At 70.1% G+C, this 19473-nt stretch carries 18 protein-coding genes and 2 tRNA genes; 8 read left to right on the forward strand and 12 right to left on the reverse strand.

The window, feature by feature from the left end; translation table 11 throughout:
• Nucleotides 1–613: 613 nt before the first annotated feature.
• The gene (locus AC5RWQ_RS22585) at nt 614–838 is read left to right on the forward strand and encodes a hypothetical protein (protein WP_494284679.1); all 225 of its coding nucleotides are present in this window, start codon (nt 614–616) and stop codon (nt 836–838) included.
• 8 nt (nt 839–846) lie between these two features.
• On the opposite strand, the gene AC5RWQ_RS22590 is transcribed toward AC5RWQ_RS22585, so the two are convergent.
• The 7 genes from AC5RWQ_RS22590 to AC5RWQ_RS22620 all read right to left on the reverse strand — a co-directional run bounded on the left by AC5RWQ_RS22590 (nt 847) and on the right by AC5RWQ_RS22620 (nt 7196).
• Nucleotides 847–1644, reverse strand: coding sequence for a carbon-nitrogen hydrolase family protein (locus tag AC5RWQ_RS22590; RefSeq protein WP_494284680.1), 798 nt, complete (start codon nt 1642–1644; stop codon nt 847–849).
• A gap of 39 nt (nt 1645–1683) precedes the next feature.
• On the reverse strand, nt 1684–2517 hold the full coding sequence (locus AC5RWQ_RS22595; protein WP_494284681.1) for an EamA family transporter: 834 nt from the start codon (nt 2515–2517) through the stop codon (nt 1684–1686).
• Between the two features lie 109 nt (nt 2518–2626).
• On the reverse strand, nt 2627–3922 hold the full coding sequence (gene clpX, locus AC5RWQ_RS22600) for an ATP-dependent Clp protease ATP-binding subunit ClpX (RefSeq protein WP_334487184.1): 1296 nt from the start codon (nt 3920–3922) through the stop codon (nt 2627–2629).
• Between the two features lie 212 nt (nt 3923–4134).
• A complete protein-coding gene (locus tag AC5RWQ_RS22605) occupies nt 4135–4797 on the reverse strand; it encodes an ATP-dependent Clp protease proteolytic subunit (RefSeq protein WP_030333536.1) in 663 nt (220 codons plus the stop codon).
• Between the two features lie 10 nt (nt 4798–4807).
• On the reverse strand, nt 4808–5449 hold the full coding sequence (locus AC5RWQ_RS22610; RefSeq protein WP_494284682.1) for an ATP-dependent Clp protease proteolytic subunit: 642 nt from the start codon (nt 5447–5449) through the stop codon (nt 4808–4810).
• Nucleotides 5450–5621: 172 nt separating this feature from the next.
• Nucleotides 5622–6974 carry a trigger factor gene (gene tig, locus AC5RWQ_RS22615; RefSeq protein ID WP_494284683.1) on the reverse strand — a complete coding sequence of 451 codons (1353 nt, stop codon included), beginning with the start codon at nt 6972–6974 and terminating at the stop codon, nt 5622–5624.
• A gap of 148 nt (nt 6975–7122) precedes the next feature.
• A tRNA-Pro gene (locus tag AC5RWQ_RS22620) sits at nt 7123–7196 on the reverse strand.
• A 261-nt stretch (nt 7197–7457) separates the two neighbouring features.
• Between AC5RWQ_RS22620 and AC5RWQ_RS22625 the strand changes: the two genes are divergently transcribed.
• Nucleotides 7458–7531, forward strand: a tRNA-Gly gene (locus tag AC5RWQ_RS22625).
• A 209-nt stretch (nt 7532–7740) separates the two neighbouring features.
• A complete protein-coding gene (locus tag AC5RWQ_RS22630; RefSeq protein ID WP_494284684.1) occupies nt 7741–8403 on the forward strand; it encodes a 2'-5' RNA ligase family protein in 663 nt (220 codons plus the stop codon).
• A gap of 204 nt (nt 8404–8607) precedes the next feature.
• On the opposite strand, the gene AC5RWQ_RS22635 is transcribed toward AC5RWQ_RS22630, so the two are convergent.
• The 3 genes from AC5RWQ_RS22635 to AC5RWQ_RS22645 all read right to left on the reverse strand — a co-directional run bounded on the left by AC5RWQ_RS22635 (nt 8608) and on the right by AC5RWQ_RS22645 (nt 11319).
• Nucleotides 8608–9720: a hypothetical protein gene (locus AC5RWQ_RS22635; protein ID WP_494284685.1), complete on the reverse strand. Its 1113-nt coding sequence runs from the start codon at nt 9718–9720 to the stop codon at nt 8608–8610.
• The gene (locus AC5RWQ_RS22640) at nt 9717–10235 is read right to left on the reverse strand and encodes a SigE family RNA polymerase sigma factor (protein WP_494284686.1); all 519 of its coding nucleotides are present in this window, start codon (nt 10233–10235) and stop codon (nt 9717–9719) included. The genes AC5RWQ_RS22635 and AC5RWQ_RS22640 overlap by 4 nt, the downstream gene beginning before the upstream one ends.
• Before the next feature lie 604 nt (nt 10236–10839).
• Complete coding sequence (locus AC5RWQ_RS22645; protein WP_494284687.1) at nt 10840–11319, reverse strand: heme-degrading domain-containing protein; 480 nt, start codon at nt 11317–11319, stop codon at nt 10840–10842.
• 289 nt (nt 11320–11608) lie between these two features.
• Between AC5RWQ_RS22645 and AC5RWQ_RS22650 the strand changes: the two genes are divergently transcribed.
• Nucleotides 11609–11917, forward strand: coding sequence for a hypothetical protein (locus tag AC5RWQ_RS22650; protein WP_494284688.1), 309 nt, complete (start codon nt 11609–11611; stop codon nt 11915–11917).
• Nucleotides 11918–12081: 164 nt separating this feature from the next.
• Nucleotides 12082–12828, forward strand: coding sequence for a phosphotransferase family protein (locus tag AC5RWQ_RS22655; RefSeq protein ID WP_494284689.1), 747 nt, complete (start codon nt 12082–12084; stop codon nt 12826–12828).
• 615 nt (nt 12829–13443) lie between these two features.
• Here AC5RWQ_RS22655 and AC5RWQ_RS22660 read toward each other — a convergent pair.
• Together AC5RWQ_RS22660 and AC5RWQ_RS22665 are read right to left on the reverse strand one after the other, a co-directional pair.
• Nucleotides 13444–13875 (reverse strand): hypothetical protein, encoded by a 432-nt coding sequence (locus tag AC5RWQ_RS22660; protein ID WP_494284690.1) that lies wholly within the window; start codon nt 13873–13875, stop codon nt 13444–13446.
• 374 nt (nt 13876–14249) lie between these two features.
• Complete coding sequence (locus AC5RWQ_RS22665) at nt 14250–15026, reverse strand: nucleotidyltransferase domain-containing protein (RefSeq protein WP_494284691.1); 777 nt, start codon at nt 15024–15026, stop codon at nt 14250–14252.
• A 191-nt stretch (nt 15027–15217) separates the two neighbouring features.
• Between AC5RWQ_RS22665 and AC5RWQ_RS22670 the strand changes: the two genes are divergently transcribed.
• The 3 genes from AC5RWQ_RS22670 to AC5RWQ_RS22680 all read left to right on the forward strand — a co-directional run bounded on the left by AC5RWQ_RS22670 (nt 15218) and on the right by AC5RWQ_RS22680 (nt 19467).
• Nucleotides 15218–15637, forward strand: a complete 420-nt coding sequence (locus AC5RWQ_RS22670; protein ID WP_494284692.1) for a hypothetical protein — start codon at nt 15218–15220, stop codon at nt 15635–15637.
• Nucleotides 15638–15745: 108 nt separating this feature from the next.
• Nucleotides 15746–18676, forward strand: a complete 2931-nt coding sequence (locus tag AC5RWQ_RS22675) for an Hsp70 family protein (RefSeq protein WP_494284693.1) — start codon at nt 15746–15748, stop codon at nt 18674–18676.
• Nucleotides 18677–18756: 80 nt separating this feature from the next.
• Complete coding sequence (locus AC5RWQ_RS22680; protein ID WP_494284694.1) at nt 18757–19467, forward strand: alpha/beta hydrolase; 711 nt, start codon at nt 18757–18759, stop codon at nt 19465–19467.
• Nucleotides 19468–19473 lie beyond the last annotated feature (6 nt).

Raw genomic sequence — 19473 nt, forward strand, 5'->3', positions numbered from 1 at the left:
GCCAAAGGAATCCCAACCAACAGACCCTCCCAAAAAGAAGGACTGCCAGTCCGGGGTATAAATCATAATTGGCACTGGCTTATCAAGCACCCTGTTGAGTTCTCAAAGAACAACCACACACCATCCGAAAGCCCTACACCGTAGGACCCCGTCCGGGGCAACCTCTCTAACCTACTCGGTCCGTCCCGCACTGTCAACCCCGTATCCGAGGTTTTCAACTTGATCCGGTCCGATCCACGCTGACGCACGCCGTATCCGGCGGTCGTTTCTGTCGTGGGAAGCCGCAGACCGGCCGATCGCCGCTTCGCGGCTATCCGCCCGGCTCCTGCCGGCTCTCGAACTCTACCCGGTCGGTTTCGCGAGCGCAACCCGGTGTTCCGGATTGGTCGCACCGCCCGATCCTCAGTCTCGCTCGGCGTTTCCGCCACGATCCTGGTGCCCGTTCTCGGCCCGTTTGTCCGGCCTCCCGCGTGCAGAGAGAAAGTTACGCGGAGGCGTCCCGGAAGGCAAATCAAAGATCGTCGCTGGGATCAGGGAGCCGGCGGCAGAGCCGCAGAGATCGACACGGGCCGGGCGCCGTCCATCGACACGTGGACGTGCCAGAGTGGCTGCCATGGATGAGGTGTCGCGGAACCCGACCGGCCCGCTCGCCGATGAGGCGCTGCTCGGACTGCTGCTGCCCTTCTGGCAGCTGGTGATCGGCGCGGTCGTACTCGTCGTGGTCGTGCTCTCGATCGGCCGGCTCGCCCGACGCGGTCGGTCCCGGATGACCACCGCACTGCTGGTGACCGCCTCGGCAATCGTCGGCCTGGCGGTGGTCGGCGTGCTGTTGCAGTAGGAGGGCGCTCAGAGCCGGCGGTTGGCCAGGCTCGGTACCTCGGTACGGATCGTCCGCAGCCGGTCGAGGTCCAGGTCGACCACGGTCAGGCCGGGGCCGTCCGGCACCTGGCCGAGCACGGTCCCCCACGGGTCGACCACCATGCTCCGCCCGAAACAGGTCCGCCCGGGGTCGTGGTCACCGGTCTGGCCGGCGGCCGCGACGAAGCACTGGTTCTCGATCGCACGGGCGCGCAGCAGCACCTCCCAGTGGTCCCGGCCGGTGTGCATCATGAACGCCGCCGGGACGACGAGCAGTTGGGCTTCCCCCTCCGTCGCCAACTGCCGGTACAGCTCCGGGAAGCGGAGGTCGTAGCAGATGGAGAGGCCGACACGCAGGCCCTCGACATCGACCACCACCGGCTGGTCCCCCGGGGCGACCGTCGCCGACTCCCGGTACGACACCCGGCCGGGGATCTCCACGTCGTACAGGTGGATCTTGCGATAGCTGGCGGCGAGCGCGCCGGAACGGTCGAAGACCAGCGAGGTGTTCCAGGTGCGCGCCGGATCGGGACCGGCCTCGTGGAAGGAACCGGCGACCAGCCAGATGCCGAGCCGCTCGGCCACCCCGGCGAAGAACGTCCCGACCGTCCCGTCCACCGGCTCCGGCGCGGGCATCCGGTCGGCGTGCCCGAGGTAGTCGACGTACTCCGGGAGGACCGCCAGATCGGCGCCGGCCGCCGCGGCCCTCGCCAGCACGGCCTCCGCCGCGGCCAGGTTGGCCGCGCGGTCGTCGCGGGCGTTGAGCTGGCAGACGGCGACGCGCATGGGGACCAGGGTACGGGCGGACCGACGCCGGGGACAGGATCAGATGCTCGCCAGCACCAGGGCGCCGGCGGCGAAGCCGAGTCCCGCCAGCTGCACCGGGCGCAACCGCTCGCGGTCGACGGCGAGGGCCAGCAGCACCGTGCTCGCCGGATAGAGCGCGGCGATGGCCGCCACCACGCTGAGGTGCCCACGGCCGGCAGCGGCCAGATAGAGCGCATTCGCGGCGCTGTCCAGCAGACCCGCGGCCGCCGCCCAGCCGAGCACCCGCCGGTCCAGCCGCAGGCCGACGCCCGTACCGGCGGCGAGCGCGACCCCGAAGACGATCGAGCTGAGCCGGACCGCCGCCACCGGCCACATGCCGGCCTCGGCGTCGGCCTGGCCGAGCAGGGCGAAGAAGACGCCGAAGAGCCCGCCGGCCGCGAGCGCCAGACCGAGGATCCCGGTGGAGACCCGGCCCCTCACGCCACCATCGCCGAGGCTGACCAGCGCGATGGCGACCACGGCCAGCACCGCGCCGCAGAGCGCCAGGGTGCCCGGCGAGCGGGCGGTCACCAGCCCGGCGACGATCGGCACCACTGCGGCGGTGATCGCGGTGACCGGTGCGACCACGGCCATCATCCCGGCGGCGAGCGCCCGGTAGAGCAGCATCACCCCGGCCGCACCGGCGACGCCCGCACCGAGACCCCAGGCCACGTCGACGGCGGTCGGGGTACCCGGCACCACGAGCACCAGCAGGAGCAGCAGCGGCACGCTCAACAGCTGCGACACCACCGTCACCGCGACGGGGTCGGCGCGGCGGGAGGCCTTGCCGCCGGAGAAGTCGGCCGTACCGAACGCGAGTGCGGACAGCGCCGCCAGCAGGATGGGGAACACCGGACGGTCCTACCAGACGGGTCGGGTCGGGGCCAGCGGGATCCCGGACGGACGGAAGCACGGCCACCCGGAGGCTGCCGTGCTTCCCGGACGAACTATGCGCCGGAGGTCAGGCCGACTTCTCCTCGCGGTCGCGGCGGGCCCGGCGGCCGGTGAACTCCCGCGGCACGATCGTCGGGTTGACGTTCTCCAGGACCACCTCGCGGGTGATCAGCACCCGGGCGGCGTCGGGGTTGCTCGGGACCTCGTACATCACGGAGAGCAGGACCTCCTCCATGATGGCGCGCAGGCCACGGGCGCCGGTGCCGCGGAGCATGGCCTGGTCGGCGATCGCCTCCAGGGCCGGCGGCTCGAACTCCAGCTCCACCCCGTCGAGCTCGAAGAGGCGCTGGTACTGCCGGACCAGGGCGTTGCGCGGCTCGGTGAGGATGCGCACCAGCGCGGAGCGGTCCAGGCTGCGGACGTTGGTGATCACCGGCAGCCGGCCGATGAACTCGGGGATCAGCCCGAACTTGAGCATGTCCTCCGGCATGACCTGGCTGAAGATGTCGTCGGTCGACCGATCGGAGACCGACCGGAGCCGGGCACCGAAGCCGGTGCCGCCGTGCCCGGTGCGGGACTCGATGATCTGGTCGAGCCCGGCGAAGGCGCCACCGCAGATGAACAGCACGTTGGTGGTGTCGATCTGGATGAACTCCTGGTGCGGGTGCTTGCGGCCGCCCTGCGGGGGCACGTTGGCCACGGTGCCCTCGAGCATCTTCAGCAGCGCCTGCTGGACACCCTCGCCGGAGACGTCCCGGGTGATCGACGGGTTCTCCGACTTACGGGCGATCTTGTCGACCTCGTCGATGTAGATGATGCCCGTCTCGGCGCGCTTGATGTCGTAGTCCGCGGCCTGGATCAGCTTGAGGAGGATGTTCTCCACGTCCTCGCCGACGTAACCCGCCTCGGTCAGCGCCGTGGCGTCGGCGATGGCGAACGGGACGTTCAGCATCCGCGCCAGGGTCTGCGCCAGGTGCGTCTTGCCGCACCCGGTCGGGCCGAGCAGCAGGATGTTGGACTTGGCCAGCTCGACGGCGTCACTGCCGGAACCCGGCGCGCCGGCCGACTCGGCCTGGATCCGCTTGTAGTGGTTGTAGACCGCTACGGCGAGCGCCTTCTTGGCCTGGTCCTGGCCGACGACGTAGTTGTCGAGGAACTGGCAGATCTCCATCGGCTTGGGAAGCTCTTCCCACTTCACCTCGCCGGACTCGGCCAGCTCCTCCTCGATGATCTCGTTGCAGAGATCGATGCACTCGTCACAGATGTAGACCCCGGGGCCCGCGATCAACTTCTTGACCTGCTTCTGCGACTTGCCGCAGAAGGAGCATTTCAGTAGGTCGCCGCCGTCACCGATCCGTGCCACCTACGTTCTCCCTGCACTCGTCGACCGGAACGCCGGCCCTTACCTGCGGACGCCGCGCGCCCGTCCGTGGTGAATCCCCACCGCCGGTCCGACCCGGCGCAGCGGTACAGACCCGACGTTACCCGCTGGCGGTGGTTTCTCCGACCCCCAAAACGGGTGTGTCAGAGGTCGGCCGGGAACCCTGCCCCGGCCGACCTCCGACCCGGTGTTGCTCAGCGAGCCGCGTTGGCGGCCAGCAGGCCCTTCTTGCGGCTGGTCAGAATCGTGTCGACCAGCCCGTACTCCTTGGACTCCTCGGCCGTCATGATCTTGTCGCGGTCGATGTCCTTGCGGACCTGCTCGATCGGCCGGTTGCAGTGCCGGGAGAGCATGTCCTCCAGCTGGGTCCGCATCCGCAGGATCTCCCGGGCCTGGATCTCGATGTCCGAGCCCTGCCCGTAGCCGCCCTCGGTGGCCGGCTGGTGGATGATGATGCGGGAGTTCGGCAGCGCCATCCGCTTGCCCGGAGTACCGGCGGACAGCAGCACCGCCGCGGCGCTCGCCGCCTGCCCCAGGCAGACCGTGGAGATGTCCGGCCGGACGTACTGCATGGTGTCGTAGATCGCCGTCATGGCGGTGAACGAGCCACCGGGCGAGTTGATGTACATGATGATGTCGCGGTCCGGGTCGGTGCCCTCGAGCGTCAGCAGCTGCGCCATCACGTCGTTGGCCGACGCGTCGTCCACCTGGACGCCGAGGAAGATGATCCGGTCCTCGAAGAGCTTGTTGTACGGGTTGGACTCCTTGACCCCGTACGACGTGCGCTCGACGAACGACGGCAGCACGTAGCGGTTGTGCACGGCCGCGAACTGGGGCGGCAGGCTCAGGTCGGTCATCGTCAGCTCCTCAGCTCAGGGTCCCGGCGCCATCCGGAACCTGGGCGGCCCCGATGATCACCTTGTCGATGAAGCCGTAGTCCATGGCCTCCTGGGCCGTGAACCAGCGGTCACGGTCGGAATCCGCCTCGATCTGCGCCTGGTTCTGGCCGGTGTGGTGCGCGACCCGCTCCTGGAACATCCGCTTGGTGTAGAGCATCTGCTCGGCCTGAATCGCGATGTCCGACGCGGTGCCGCCGAGGCCACCCGACGGCTGGTGCATCATGATCCGGGCGTGGGGCAGGGCGTAACGCTTGCCCTTGGTGCCCGCGCAGAGCAGCAGCTGGCCCATGGAGGCCGCCATGCCCATCGCCACGGTCGACACGTCGTTGTCGATGAACTGCATGGTGTCGTAGATCGCCATGCCGGAGTAGACCGAGCCACCCGGCGAGTTGATCCAGAGGTTGATGTCGCGGTCCGGGTCCTCCGCCGCGAGCAGCAGCAGCTGCGCGCAGATGCGGTTGGCGACCTGGTCGGTCACCTCGCTGCCCAGGAATACGATCCGCTCCTTGAGCAACCGGTTGTAGACCGAGTCGTCGAGGTTGCCAATGGTGTCGCCACCGCGGGCCTCGATCGCCCGGAGCGGCTTCGCTGGGATGTGCATGTCGGTCATGGCAGCCCTTCGCTCTCCGTACCGTCGTACCCGACATTAACCGCTCACCCGGGTGATCGACTCCCGGTCCGGGCACTGTTCGCTCTCAGCGCAGCTGCCCTCGGGACGTACCCGGAAAACGATTTCGGCCGCCGTCCACCGCAACGGGCGGACGGCGGCCTACCGGGATCGGTCAGTGCTCGTGGTCGTGGTCGTGCGCCTGCTCGCTCTCGGCCCGCAGCGCCTCGAGGGTGACCTCGTTGCCGGCGGTGTCCTTGATCTTGATCTTCTCCATGACCGCGGCCAGCGCCTTGCCACGACGGACGTCGCCGAAGACGGCGGCCGCCGCGCCGGAGCGGACCAGCTGGTCGTAGTACTGCTGCGGAGCCATCCCGGCACGCTGGGCCCGGTGGACGATCTCGTGACCGAACTCGTCGTCGGAGACCTGGATGTCCTCGGCGTCGGCCAGGGTGTCCAGCAGCAGCTGGATCTTGACGCCCTCGGTCGCCGCCTCGTTCAGCTCGGCGTCGATCTGCTCCTCGGTCTTCTCCTCGGCGGCGAGGTACTCCTCCAGCGAGGCGCCGATCCGCTCGAGCTGGTCGACCATCGCCGCCTTGCGGCTCTCGACCTCCTCGCGGACGACACCCTCCGGCGCCGGCACCTCGGCCGCCGCGACGAGCTGCTCGAGGGCCTTGTCCCGGGCGGCGTAGATCTGCTCGACCCGCTTGCCCCGGGTGACCCGCTCGCGCACGTCGTCGCGGAGCTCGGCGATGGTGTCGAACTCGCTCGCCATCTGGGCGAAGTCGTCGTCCAGCTCCGGCAGCTCCTTCTCCTTGACCGTGCGGACGGTCACGGCCACCTCGGCGTCCCGGCCGGCGAAGTCGCCGCCCACGAGCTGGGTGGTGAAGGTGGTGCTCTCACCGGCGGCCAGGCCGACCACGGCCTCGTCCAGCCCCGGCAGGAGCTGCTTGCTGCCGACCTCGTGCGAGATGTTGCTCGCCGAGCCGCCCGGCACGTCCTCGCCGTCGACGGTGGCGTTCAGGTCAATCTGGACGTAGTCGCCCTCCTGGGCGGCCCGCTCGACGGTCTTCAGGGTGGCGAACCGCTCGCGCAGGCTCTTGACCTGCTCGTCGATCTCGCTGTCGTCGATCTGCAGCTCGTCGACGGTCACCTCGACGGTGGCCGGGTCCGGCAGGGTGATCTCCGGGCGGACGTCGACCTCGGCGGTGAAGTTGAGCGAGTCACCGTCGTTGAACTCGGTGATCTCGACCTCCGGGCGGCCGAGCGTCTTCAGGTCGTGCTCGCGGACCGCGGCCAGGATGTTCTGCGGGATGGCCTCCTGCACCGCCTCGTTGAGGACGGTGCCCCGGCCGACCCGCTGGTCGATCACGGCCGTCGGCACCTTGCCCCGGCGGAAGCCGGGAACCTGGACCTGCGAACCGATCTCGCGGTACGCCTTCTTGAGGCTCGGCTCGAGCTCGACGAACGGCACCTCGATGGCGAGCCGCACGCGCGTCGGGCTCAGAGTCTCGACGGTGCTCTTCACAGGCGTACTCCTTGACGGATATCAGTTTGATTCTGGGCGTGGATTCAGCGCATCGAGTGTAGGCGAGCCGACGTGCTGCTCCGGCAGCGCCCGGGTACCGCACGGGAAAAACGGCGGCATTCCGGGCGAGCCGGCCCGCGAACGACTGTCGGGGTGGCGGGATTTGAACCCACGGCCCCTCGCTCCCAAAGCGAGTGCGCTACCAAGCTGCGCCACACCCCGTGGCGACCAGAAGTGTATGACGTCGGCACCCGGCGGAGGTGCCGGGGAGGCACCCAACGCGCCGAACCGGCCCGAACCGGACATCGCCGCGTGTTCCGGCGTGGCGGTCGGAGGCGGCAGTTCGGGCTCCCGCCGCGGTGCGGCCACGCTTTCCGGGCACGTTGACCGGATCGTGGCGGGGCGGTGCGGGACGACGCCTGTGCGCGCGGGAGCGAGGGGACCGGGTAGGCTGTCGGCGCGCCCCACGCTGTCGGGGTGCACGCGGGCGTAGCTCAATGGTAGAGCTTCAGTCTTCCAAACTGATTACGCGGGTTCGATTCCCGTCGCCCGCTCCACCCACGAAGGCCCAGGTAGACCGCATGATCGCGGCACCTGGGCCATTCGCTTCTCCCCCATGTTGGATCTTGCGCGCCAATCGCGTGCCATTCACGGTCGGCGTCGGCCCTCTCCGGTGATGCGGCGGTCCATCGCCCGGGCGATCTCGCGGTCGCGCTCATTGGTGGCATGCTGGTAGATCAGGGCGGCGCGCATGGTGCCGTGTCCCGTGGCACTCGCTGACCTTGCCCCAGGACAGCACGCCGACCAGGTCCACGATCACTGGTGGTGGCGGCCCGGCTGGCGTGTCGGCCGACGCTCTTACGCCTTCCACGTCACCTTCGAAGGCCAGCCCGACCTGTACCGCCTGGCTGACGCGTACCGGTCGGCACTGAGCGTCGCACCGCCCGTAACCCTCATCCCAGACCAGTGGCTTCACCTGACTATGCAGGGCCTTGGCTTCACCGACGAGGTAACCGACGAGAGGCTGGCCGCGATCATCAGGGAAGCAGGTCACCAGCTCGGCCACCTGCCCGCAGTCGACGTGCAGTTTGGTGAGATGGTCGTCGCGGATGAAGCCATCGCCATACCAGCCATGCCCGTCGAGGCCGTCCGGCAGCTGCGCACCGCCACTCGGACAGCCATCGGGCACGTCGTCGGTGAGGACCAGGTCCCCGAGGACCCCCACCGGTACCGGCCACACGTCAGCGTCGCCTATCTGATCGCAGGTGGGCCGGCCGAGCCGTACATCCGGGCCGTCGAGGGCGCCAAGCCCGAGCCGACCACGGTCCAAATCAGCCACGTCGACCTGATCGAGATGCACCGCGACCAGCGGATGTACGAATGGTGCGTTGCTCCCGACATCGCCGTAACCGTTCGCTGCTTCGGCTGACTGTCGGGCTCGGACGCCTTCTCAAACACGGTCTGACACCCTCTGAGCTGTGATCCGACAGCTGATGTGCGACGCAGCTCCGCCAGGTGATGTGCGACAGATCCAGCAAGCCAGGGGCGACAGGATCGCCGCCGAGGCAACGCCCTGTCATGTCGAAATGAGTGCGTTGGTCGATGGATCTGGGGGATCCCGAGCGGGCAGCTGTCATCCGATTTTCGTGGTGTAGCCGCTGTGTAGCGGTGTCATCAACAGTTCGACGATTTCCCGGCTGACGTGCGCCTGGCGGGTTCCGTTGTCCAGGCCGCGCCGGGTGCACGAGCTGAACGTGACCCAGACCCGGCTGACCGCCCCGTTGGCTCCGCTTGCGCCGTCGGCCCCGGTGAACTGGAGCACCACGTCCGGGGCGACCTCGACGCTGTCCCGGCACCGCGACGGTGGCAGGTCCGGGTTGCGGCCCTCCGGCGCGGCGTTGGCCGCTTCGACAAGCCGCCGAATCTCGGTGTCGCCGAGATTCGCCGACGCCTGCAACCGTTCGTCGGTCCCCCCGGCGTAGTAGCACACCGCGACATAGTCCGGATCCACTGGAATCATGGATGGCGCGCCGCTGCCCGCGCCACTGGCGGGGCGGGTCGTGGCACAGCCGGCATGGTCGACGTCGACAAGGTGCGCGCTGCTCAGGATCTCCCGCCGCTCCGGCTCGTCGGTCGTGCGTACGTCCAGGTAGACCTTTCGGGACGGTACGGCGAGCTGGCCGGCGTAGCGGCCGTCGGGTAGCCGTCCCTCGGCCAGGGTGGCCGGTACACCGCCGATCAGCACATGGCGGGTAGTCATGCCCTCGTGCAACTTGTCGGCGGTCGCGCCGATGACGGCCACATTCTTCGTGGTCGGCTCCGGCGTGTAGCAACTTCGGGTCATCCCCTGGGCGCGCACGACGCTGGGCCGATCGGTCATGTTGCAGCCGTAGTTATTGACCTCCCAGCCGCCCGGCACCGCGATCTGCAGGCCAAGCGAGCTGTACCAGACCCAGTCGTGCGGCAGCGCGGGCGTCTGTCCGCGTGCCGCCGGCATTTCTCCGGATGCCGTCGGCGAATCCGCGACCGAGCCTGCCCCGCCATCCGGCACCCCGAACTCGATGGCGAGGCCGCCGACCATGGCCGCGGCCGCGGTGACGAACGCAACGCCTGCCACGCGTAGCTGGCGTCGCCGGTTGGCGCGCCGCCTGGCCTGGGGAAGCAGGCCAGACTGGCCACCTGCCACCACGTGCTCCCGGCTGCGGAACACGTCCCGCAGCACGTCCTCGATGTCGCGGTCACTCACGGCAACGTCTCCTTCCGCATCGTAGGCAGCACCGCCCGCAGCGAGGCGAGCGCTCGCGTGGCCTGTGATCGCACGGTCCCGGTTCGGCAGCCGAGGATGGCGGCGATCTCCGCGTCGGCAAGGTCCTCGTAGTAGCGCAGTACCAGCACCGCCCGCTGTTTTCTGGGCAGGCGCCCCAGCAGCTCCCATGCCGCTTCGCGATTGGCGTACGAATCCTCGCTGCCTGCAACCACGTCGCACACACGGCTGCCGAGCCGCGCCTCGCCCGGCGTCGCCACCGGGATCTCGCCGCGCCAGAGCCGCCGGCGCCAACGCAGGTGTTCGTTGACGATCATTCTCTTCAGGTACGCGTCCGGCTGCTCTAGGGTCGAGATCCGCGGCCAGCGCGGGTACACCTTGGCCAGCACGGACTGCGTAAGATCCTCGGCCGAATGGCGGTCCCCGCACAGCATCAGCGCGAAGCGCATCAACGCCTCGCCGCGTGCGGCCACGAATTCCTCGAGTGTCGGCGCCACCGCACCTCCTGTCTCTGTCACCTAATAAAGGCTTCGGGAGGCGCGATCCGCTGCACGCCGCTGCACGCCGCTGCCTCGTCGGATTCGAAGCGCGTACGCAGGCCGGTCGAACTGCACGGTAGGGGTCGATCCTCCAGCACGCTCGATGGCGACAACGGCTAGTGACCGGTCGTGGGGAACGACTCTCTTCTCAGGGGCTGGACCTTGGACACGATGGCCCGGGCTGGGGTATGCGGCTTGAACGAGGTCGAGGCCCTGCGCTGCGGTGGGGAGTCCGCGCGACCGTGTAGGACGACGATGTCGCCGATGGCTCCCGCAATAGCCACTCCGGGTCCGCCGACCGTACCCTCATCTGCCGCAGACCGCGCGTCACGCACGGTAAGCAGCGGGCGTCCGCTGTCTCGGGCGGTGGTCGCTGGTCGCTGGTTGCTCAAGTGTCAGCAGCGGTGGCGTGGAGGCGATCGGAGGGGTCAACACCAAGACCAGTTGGTGAAGCGTCAGATGTCCAGGCGTGTCGGCTTCCCACTCCTACGCATCCTGCTCGGCTGCCGTTGCCCTCCGTCACCACCGAGAGTGAGACAGCCGAAAGTTGAGAAAGAGCCGTTCACGAGACGGCCCCCTTCTTGGAGCCCTTGGAATCCAGGAAGAGTCCGAGGGCCTCGACGACGAGGCGGTGGTCTTCGAGTTGGGGCAGTCCTGAGACGGTGACGGTGCCGACCGGGCCGGTGCCCCTGAGGATGATCGGGAAGCAGCCGCCGTGCGCGGCGTACAGGGCCGCTTCGAGGTGGGATTGTTCCTCGAAGGTGGTGCCGCGGTCGCGGTAGGTCTGGCCCACGAGGTAGGAGCTGTGTCCGAACCGGCGGACGACGCGGATCTTGCGCTCGATCCAGTCGTCGTTGTCGGCAGAGGTGCAGTGCAGTGCGTAGTGGAAGAGTTGGTGGTCGCCGAGGCGGATGTCGACGGTGACAGCGTGGCCGCGCTCTCTGGCCAGCCCGACCAGGCGAGTTCCCAGGGCCCAGGCGTCGTCATGGTCAAAGCGGTCGAACTGGAGGCGTTCTTCCTGCTCCTGAAGCTCCGGCGTCACGGCGTACCGTTCCCTTCCTCGATCGTCAGAACGATCTAAGCAGAGGAAGAACCGGCGAGCGGAACGTTCATCGTGCCGTACGTCCATCAGCAGATCGGGGTCATGCCGGCATCCGCTTCTGCCGCGGACAGGTCATCGCAGTGCCGAGACCGAACGGCGGGAGTTGTTGACCACCAGACGTCCGTCGGTCAGCATGCTGCGCATGCCCCATCAGTCAGATGAGCCGAGCACCTGCGCAGTCCGGATGCCCGCTCGGCAGTGGCGGAGGGTCGCCCGCATCCTCGACAACGTGGTTAACGTCGAGGCCGAGAATGGTGACCCGCACGGTCTCGTAGAGGCCGGAGTCCAGATTCTTCGAGAAGGCTGGCGCCAGACCTCTGGTTGGACTCCTGAAACAACAGGCTCCACCGATTGGCCTCACGACGATCAAGAGGTGACAGTGTCGCTGACAGGTGCGCAATGGAGATACGTGATCTCCTGCCTGGACCGGTGGCATGAGGTTGAAGGCCGCTTGGGTAAGAGCACGGCTGCAGAGTTGCTCCTGATTCGGGAACTCGTGGTCAGCCAAGCGGAGGCTTGTCTGCCAGGACAGCTCTGAACTTGGCATTTCCAACCGTGCATCACGGACACACTCATCTGCCGCTGAGTGTGCGCGGATCTGCCGATGTGCGCGAGTCGGCCAGGTCGCTTGCCTGTGCGCCGTAGCGCACTTCGATTCGCACGCAATAAACCCGGGGCGGCGTCGATGATCATCCCGCGATAATGGCCGACGTGGAAGAAGTTGAGGTCGTCGTCGCCCATGACGAGCGGGCGACCCTGCGTGTCGGTGATGTGTTCCTGAAGATCGACGCTGATCAGACGCGCACCGACGTCGAGGTCGAGGCGATGGCTCTGGCGCCGATCCCGGCTCCGCAGGTCCTGTGGCGCAAGCCACCCGTGCTCGCGCTCGCCGCCCTGCCCGGGATGGCACTGGGCCGCCTCGGCGAGCCGTCGCCCGCGTCGTCGGCGGCGTGGGCCGCGGCGGGTGCGGCCGCGCGGACGCTGCACGACGCGCCCCTGCCGCCATGGCCCGGTCGGCGCCTCGACGAGATCGCATCGCGCCTCGACGGCGAATGCGAGTGGCTCGTCACGAATGGTGTCCTTCCCACGGACGTGGTCACCCGTAACCGCCAGGTTGCTGAGGCTGCGCTGCGGCCGTGGAAACCGGTGTTCATGCACGGCGACCTGCAGATCACCCACGTGTTCGTCGACGATGACGAGATCACCGGTGTGATCGACTGGTCCGAGGCGGCCCAGGGCGATGCCCTGTACGACCTCGCCGTCCTGACGCTCGGACACGAGGAGCACCTTGACGATGTGGTCGCCGGCTACGGCACCGATGTCGACCTCGACGTGATCCGCGGGTGGTGGTCGTGGCGAAGCCTGGTGGCGGCCCGCTGGCTGGTCGAGCACGGCTTCGACCCGTCCCTGCCCGGCTGTGAGTTCGACGTGTTGAGATCCCGGATGTGAGGCTGCACGAACCCGACGGCCACGAGCTGTGACATGGGGGCACGGCTGGATATGTGCCGTTGCCACCGATCGCAGCGAAGGTCGTTGTCTGTCGTAGCTCACGACCAAGGCGCACCATCGACGACATTGCTATGCGACGCCAGGCATGGCATCCGGATCTGCCGCGGTCCGCGCTCGGCTGTCGCAGATCAGTTGGCGGACGACTGTCGCGCATCAGTCGACGGAGGACATCTGCATCTCGACACGACTGCCGAATTGCGCTCTATCAGATCAAGGCGGCCCGCAAAGCGGGCCGCGCCGGCCCGGCCCCGGCCTGCTGGCGCGACCTCCGGCCGGCATCGGCCGGGCCGGCCGGCCACGCTGACGGACGATAGGACTCTGAAGACCTCGGGGCTCCGCCCCGAACCCCGACCCTCCTCAGAGCTGCCGCCGCAGATCTCCGAAACCCTGGCACCGGTGAGGCACCCGCCGCCCCTCAGTAGGTACAGGCCCAGCAGACCTCGGTCACTCTTCCGACCCCGGTACGGCGTCCCACCCAGCGCCGGTGGCGGTCCGATCAGGGTCGGTGCGACCAGGAACAGCAAGAACGACAAGGTTCGGCGCCGCCGCTGGCGCCTATGGGTGGTCCAGGGGAGGGAGATTCACATGCTTGCCAAACGGCTCGATGGATCCATCCCAACCGTTCCAACCCTGTTGAGTGATCTGCCCGTCAGCGTAGGTGTAGGACCAGCGGGCGCCGTCTTCGCCCTCGATATGAACGATTCCTGAGCGAACGAACGGCGCAATCGCGACGTAGAAGGCCGTAGCCTGGTCCGACCACTTGGGGTCTCCCTCGTCGTCGTAACCAAACTCGATCCAGTCTCCGTCGCGGATGATCGAGGCTCCGGCCTCCTCCGCCATGTCGGCCAGCGTGTCATTTGAAGGAAACACATCCGGTTTGAACCAACCGTCTCGTACAGCCATGGCGGCCTTGACATCGGCGACCGCAGCGACGTCGTCCGACTCCGGGAGGTTCAGGCGGCCGGCAGGCTTGACCAGGTATCCCACGGCGCGCACCCTACAGCGGTCGATGTCTACCCGCCAAAGGCACTGGCTCTACGGGCAGGAGTAGGCCGGGTGGCCGACGGGGGGACGCACCTGCCAGCACCCACAGAAGCGTCGGATGGTGGCGTGCCAACTACGTGCCAGTAGCCAGTGCCCCGAGCCGGCACGAGCTTGTGACCCACTCCGATGCGACGAGCAGGCGTATCGGGCATCCCGGGGCGGTGATCCTCGTCCTTCCAAACTGACTACGCGGGTTCGATTCCCGTCGCCCGCTCCACCACCTCCGGCCCAGGTCAGAGGCTGTATCCCCGATCCTGGTCCGGTCGACCACTCCCCCGCCTCCAACCTCCCGGCGGGGAGATCCGCACGGACAGGAATCAGCTGCCGAAGCGACGCCAGGCGTCATCGGCCACCGCGTTGACGCTGTCGCCTGCGATGACAACGTCTGTGGCGCTGAACTCCTCCGCTTCCCCCGCGCGCCAGCGGATCGCCCGGTGCGCGAGATCGGCGTACTCGGGGAACAACTGCGCGAGGTACTCGCCTGCCGCGGCCTTGGAGATGATGTCACCGTGGGCCAGCGTGTAATGCAGCCGCGCGGGTCCGAGCACGAACTCGGGGACGATCTTGCCGTCCATCACCGCGTCATGGGCCACGCCGGCCAGCTCCGACGGGAACGTCGCAACCAACGACTGCCAGTACTCACGCAGGTTGTCGAGGTTGTAGCGGCGCAACTGCTCCGCATCGACCCGTACGCCAAGCTCTGCGACGGCTGGGCCGCGAACCGGGATGCCGTAGCGCTGCAAGGTCAGCCACAGCACCGGCGTGAGCTCGCCGCAGGGCTTGTCGGTCTTGAACTCGCCGTTGACCACGAAGGGCACGGCCCGCCTGTCGGTCGGCCAGGACCGCGCCAGCGCGGGCTCGAGGTAGACCCCGTCGAAATGGGGTGACCGAGGCAGCTCGGCGTGGATCTTCGCGAGCTGGGCGAGGTCGTCATCGGTTGCCGGGCGCGATGTGACGATCACCGTGTCGACGTCGCTGGCGCCGGGCTGCCAGGCGCCGAGCGCGGCGGACCCCACGACGTAGAGGCTTCGCACGTAGCCGGGCAGTGCCTGATCAACCGCTCGAAGATAGCCCCGCGTCAGCTCCTGGATCATGAAACGTGACCGTAGCAACTGGACGTCGACACCAGAGTCCCCTGACCGGGCCATCCACGGGCCCGCGCCAGCGGTGAGGGACCCGCCCTGGCCCGGCGGCGAGGCGGAAGTCCAGGTCGCCGACCGGTGAGCCCCCGACGACGGCCCGGACGGGACGGCGGGGCCGGTGGCGGCTGACTAGCATGCGCGCCATGACGACAGCCGATGCGGAGCTGACCGCCGCGCCGCCCCCGCCGAGCGTCCTGGCCCGTACGCAGTTCGCGCTGGCAGGCGTCTACGCCGCCGCCATCGCCATCGCCCTCGGCCGGGCCGCATCGTTCTCCGGGCACCTCTACCTGCCCCGCCAGGGGGACGAGGCCACCGGCAACGCCGACCTCTGGCCGGGCCTCTGGGGGCCGGTGGCACTGCTCATGATCATTGTGATCGGCGTGCTGCCCGTCGTCGCCCTGATGACGGCGCTCGTCGCCGTCGTCCGGCTCGTCACCGCCCGGGTACGGGGTGGGGCCGCGTACCCGCGGAGCCTGCTGGTGAGCACGGTCCTCGCCGTCCTCGTCGTCGCCTCGTGGACGACGCCCTTCGTGCAGACACTGCACCACTGGTTGCTCGACTAGCCGCTCCAGCCGGCTCCGCCGGGTCGGACCGGACCGGTCGGCTGGGCGGGCGGCGAGGGCTGCGTACGATGCGGGCCGGGCATCCCCTCGCCACGGAGGTATCGACGGATGGCAGGCCAGCAGGACGGGTTCGCCCTCGGCGTCGACCTCGGCACGTCCAACACGGTGGCCGTGCTGCGCTGGCCGGACGGGCGGACCCGACCGCTGCTCGTGGACGGACACCCGGTCCTCCCGTCCGGCGTGTACGCCGACGCGGACGGCCAACTGCACGTCGGCCGGGACGCGCAACGGCTGGCGCAGGCCGACCCGGCCCGGTACGAGCCGAACCCGAAGCGCCGGGTCGACGAGCCGACGGTGCCGCTGGTCGTCCGGTCGTACACCCCGGCTGAGCTGCTCGCGGCGACCCTGTGGACGGTGGCGGAGGCAGCGGTCGCCGCCACCGGCTTCCTGCCCCCGGCGGTGGTCACCTACCCGGCGGCCTGGGAGGCGCCGCGCCGGCAGGTGCTCTCCGACGCGCTCGCCCTGGCCGGCTGGCCGTCGGCCGCCGAACACACCATGTCCGGCCCGGTCCCGCCGGGAACCCGACTGCTCCGGGAACCGGTGGCCGCGGCCCGCTACTTCACCGAGGTGCTGCGCCGCCCGGTGCCGGTGGGCGGCGCGGTGGGGGTCTTCGACTTCGGCGGCGGCACGCTGGACGTGGCGGTCGTCCGCAACGAGGGCGCCGACCCGTGGGGCGACTCAGGCTTCACCGTCGTCGCCACCGGCGGGATGGCCGACCTGGGCGGGCTGGACCTGGACGCCGCTCTGGTCGGTCGGCTCGGCGAGCTGATCGGCGACGCGTACCCGGAGCAGTGGGCCCGGCTGACCCGCCCGGAGACCACCACCGGCTGGCGGGACCGCCAGCAGCTCTGGGACAACGTACGCGGGGCGAAGGAGATGCTCTCCCGGGCGACCAGCGCCCCGGTCGCGGTGCCCGGCGTGGAGGCGGCCGCCCGGCTCACCCGGGCCGACCTGGAACGCCTCGCCGCTCCCCTGCTCGCCCGGGCCGTCACCGAGACCCGCCAGGTGATCGCGGAAGCGGGGCTGACCCCGGAGCAGCTCGCCGGGCTGTTCCTGGTCGGCGGCTCCTCCCGGATCCCGCTGGTCGCCCGGATGCTCCACGCCGAGCTGGGCGTCGCGCCGACCGTGCTGGAACAGCCCGAACTGCCGGTGGCCGAGGGGGCGCTCACCGACCTGCCGCTGCCCCGGCGGCCCGGCCGTCCGGCGCCAGCCGCGCCGCCGGCGCCGCCCGTCGCCGCCGGGCCGCCGCTGCCGACGGTCGCCGGCGGATCCGGGCACGCCGGGACGACGGTCGCCGCGACACCGGGGCAATCGGCCGCGCCGCCCGCGCACCCCGGCGGGACGCCGGCCGGCACCCCCGTGCCCGCCGGGTCACTCCCTGCCGGCCCGCTCGGCACCCTGGTCGCCGAGCCCTGGCCGACACCGCCGGGCACGCACACCACACCGCCCGGCACCCACGCCGCGGCAGAGGGCGGGCACGGCACGCCCGGCACGCACGCCGCAACGCCGGGCGGGTACGCCGCGCCGCCAGCCGGGCCGCCGCCCGTACCCGCTCAACCGGCGCCGCCCGGTCACGGGCCCGGGGCGTACCCGGGTACCGGCGTACCCGGAAAGGGGCCGGCCGGACGCGGACGGCGGACGCTCTGGATCGCCCTCGGCGCGGGCCTGGCACTGGCCGGCGTGGTGACCGCGACGGCGCTCTGGTTCACCCGCGACCGCTACCCGGCCCTGGAGTTCCACACCCTGCGCCAGGTGGCCCGCCCGGCGGCCGGGGCGGAGCGGGCGTCGGCGATGTTCACCGCGGTCGTCGGCGACCGGGCCTACCTCGCCCACCAACTGCCCGACGACCGGCTGGAGGTGGTGGCCGTCGACGCCGCCACCGGCGAGGAGGCCTGGCGGCGCACCACGGCGTCGGGCGCGGGGGGCTGGGCCGGGATCCGCGCGCTGCCCGGCGCGGTCGCGGTGGTCGCCGACGAGGCCGGGGACAGCACCCTGCGGGACGTGGTGGTGCTCGACGCCGACTCCGGTGCGGAACGCTGGCGACACCCGATCCACGGGGACGACACGCTCTTCTTCACCGCGGACACCGCGGTGTGGCTCGACCGCGCCGGTGGCCGGCTGGTCGGGCTGCGGCTGCGCGACGGCCGGCGGGAGTGGGAACAGGCCAACCCGCGCAACGACTACGGGGACCTGCGGACCACGGTGCTGGCGGTCGGCTCGGCGGAGGCGGTGAGCGGGCCGGCCCACCTGGACGGGAGCCCGCGCGCGCCGTGGCTCGGCGAGGCCGACCGGCTGGTGCAGGTGGGCGCCGACCGGTCGGTCCGGGTGCTCGACATGGACAGCGGCCGGGTGCTGCGCCGCCGGCCCAACGTCGCCGACGTCGGCGACCCGGTGGCCGCGTACGGCGACCGGCTGTACGTCACCGCGGAGGACAGCGGATACCGGCTGCTGGCGTACGACCTGGGCAGCCTCGCCGAGCCCTCGGTGCTCTACACCGCGCCCGACGACCGGCGCCGGCCGAAGTCGCTGGTCGCCTGCGGTGAGCACCGGGCCTGCCTGCTGGAGGTGCCGGCCGGCGACGCGGACGGCACCGAGGTGGTGGCCGCGACCGAGGGGAAGCCCGCCGCGCGCTGGCCGGCGCCGGACGCCGAGGACCTGCTGCCGCTCGGCGAGCACCTGCTCGCCCGGACGACTTCGCCGAAGGCGACCGTCACCCTCTTCGACCCCACCGGCAAGCGGCTGCTCGCCGACCGCACCGGCGTGGCCGGTCGGGTCGACGCCGGCAACCTGCTGGTCTTCGCCGACTCGCCCAGCACGGTCGAGGACGACCGCAGCGTCGCCGGGGTGTCCGCCTCCGGGGCGCTGGTGGAGATGGGACAGCTGGAGAACGTCCGCAGCGCGTCGTGTTCCTGGAACACTGAGGTGATCGCCTGCGGGGCGGAGAAGGACTTCGTCCTGTACGGGTTCGCCGGCGACTGACCACGGGTTTCTCCGGGGCGGCCCGGGGAAGTGCCGCAGCCGCAGCCCACTGTTGGCGTACGACAGGAGGTGCCGGAGCCGTGCCTGAGCCAGCCGAAGCCGCCAGTCGGCGGGGTCGTCTTCGCCGGCCGAGCCGCGACGGTCGACCCGTCCCGGACGGCGCCGCTTCCGCGCGTACGGGCCTCAACCCGGTGGTCCTGGGCAGCCGACGGCTCGGTCTGTGCCACCTTCCGCCCGAGCCACCCGAGCGGCTGGTGCTGCTGCTGCACGGGGCGGGCGGCTCCGCCGCCCAGGGACTGGGCCTGCTGACCGCGTACGCCGACGAGCGGCGCCTGGCACTGTTCGCCCCCCAGTCCGTCGGCCCCACCTGGGACGTGATCGGCGGAGGGTACGGGCCGGACGTCGCCCTCATCCAGGTCGGGCTGGACCAGGTGGACACGTGGTTGCCGCCCGACGGCATCCCGACGGCAGTGGCCGGGTTCTCCGACGGAGGCTCCTACGCGCTGTCGTTGGGGCTGATCAACGGGGACGTCTTCGACGCGGTCCTCGCCTTCTCTCCCGGGTTCATGGCGCCGACCTCCACCACCGGGGTGCCGTCCTGTTTCGTCTCGCACGGCCGCGACGACGCGATCCTGCCCATCGACCGGTGCAGCCGCCGGGTCGTCGCCGCGCTCCGGACCGCCGGCTACCCGGTGCAGTACCACGAGTTCGACGGCGGCCACGAGGTGCCACCGGCCGTGGCGACCGAGGCGCTCGACTGGCTCTCCACCCGGCCTGCGGCCACCGCCTGACCCACG

Source organism: Micromonospora sp. BS32 (assembly GCF_059089345.1).

Coding starts and splice junctions, on each gene's coding strand:
- AC5RWQ_RS22585 (WP_494284679.1), top strand. CDS start 614: ATGGATGAGGTGTCGCGGAACCCGACCGGCCCGCTCGCCGATGAGGCG.
- AC5RWQ_RS22655 (WP_494284689.1), top strand. CDS start 12,082: ATGGCCGACGTGGAAGAAGTTGAGGTCGTCGTCGCCCATGACGAGCGG.
- AC5RWQ_RS22605 (WP_030333536.1), bottom strand. CDS start 4,797: ATGACCGACCTGAGCCTGCCGCCCCAGTTCGCGGCCGTGCACAACCGC.
- AC5RWQ_RS22590 (WP_494284680.1), bottom strand. CDS start 1,644: ATGCGCGTCGCCGTCTGCCAGCTCAACGCCCGCGACGACCGCGCGGCC.
- AC5RWQ_RS22670 (WP_494284692.1), top strand. CDS start 15,218: ATGACGACAGCCGATGCGGAGCTGACCGCCGCGCCGCCCCCGCCGAGC.
- AC5RWQ_RS22665 (WP_494284691.1), bottom strand. CDS start 15,026: ATGATCCAGGAGCTGACGCGGGGCTATCTTCGAGCGGTTGATCAGGCA.
- AC5RWQ_RS22610 (WP_494284682.1), bottom strand. CDS start 5,449: ATGACCGACATGCACATCCCAGCGAAGCCGCTCCGGGCGATCGAGGCC.
- AC5RWQ_RS22675 (WP_494284693.1), top strand. CDS start 15,746: ATGGCAGGCCAGCAGGACGGGTTCGCCCTCGGCGTCGACCTCGGCACG.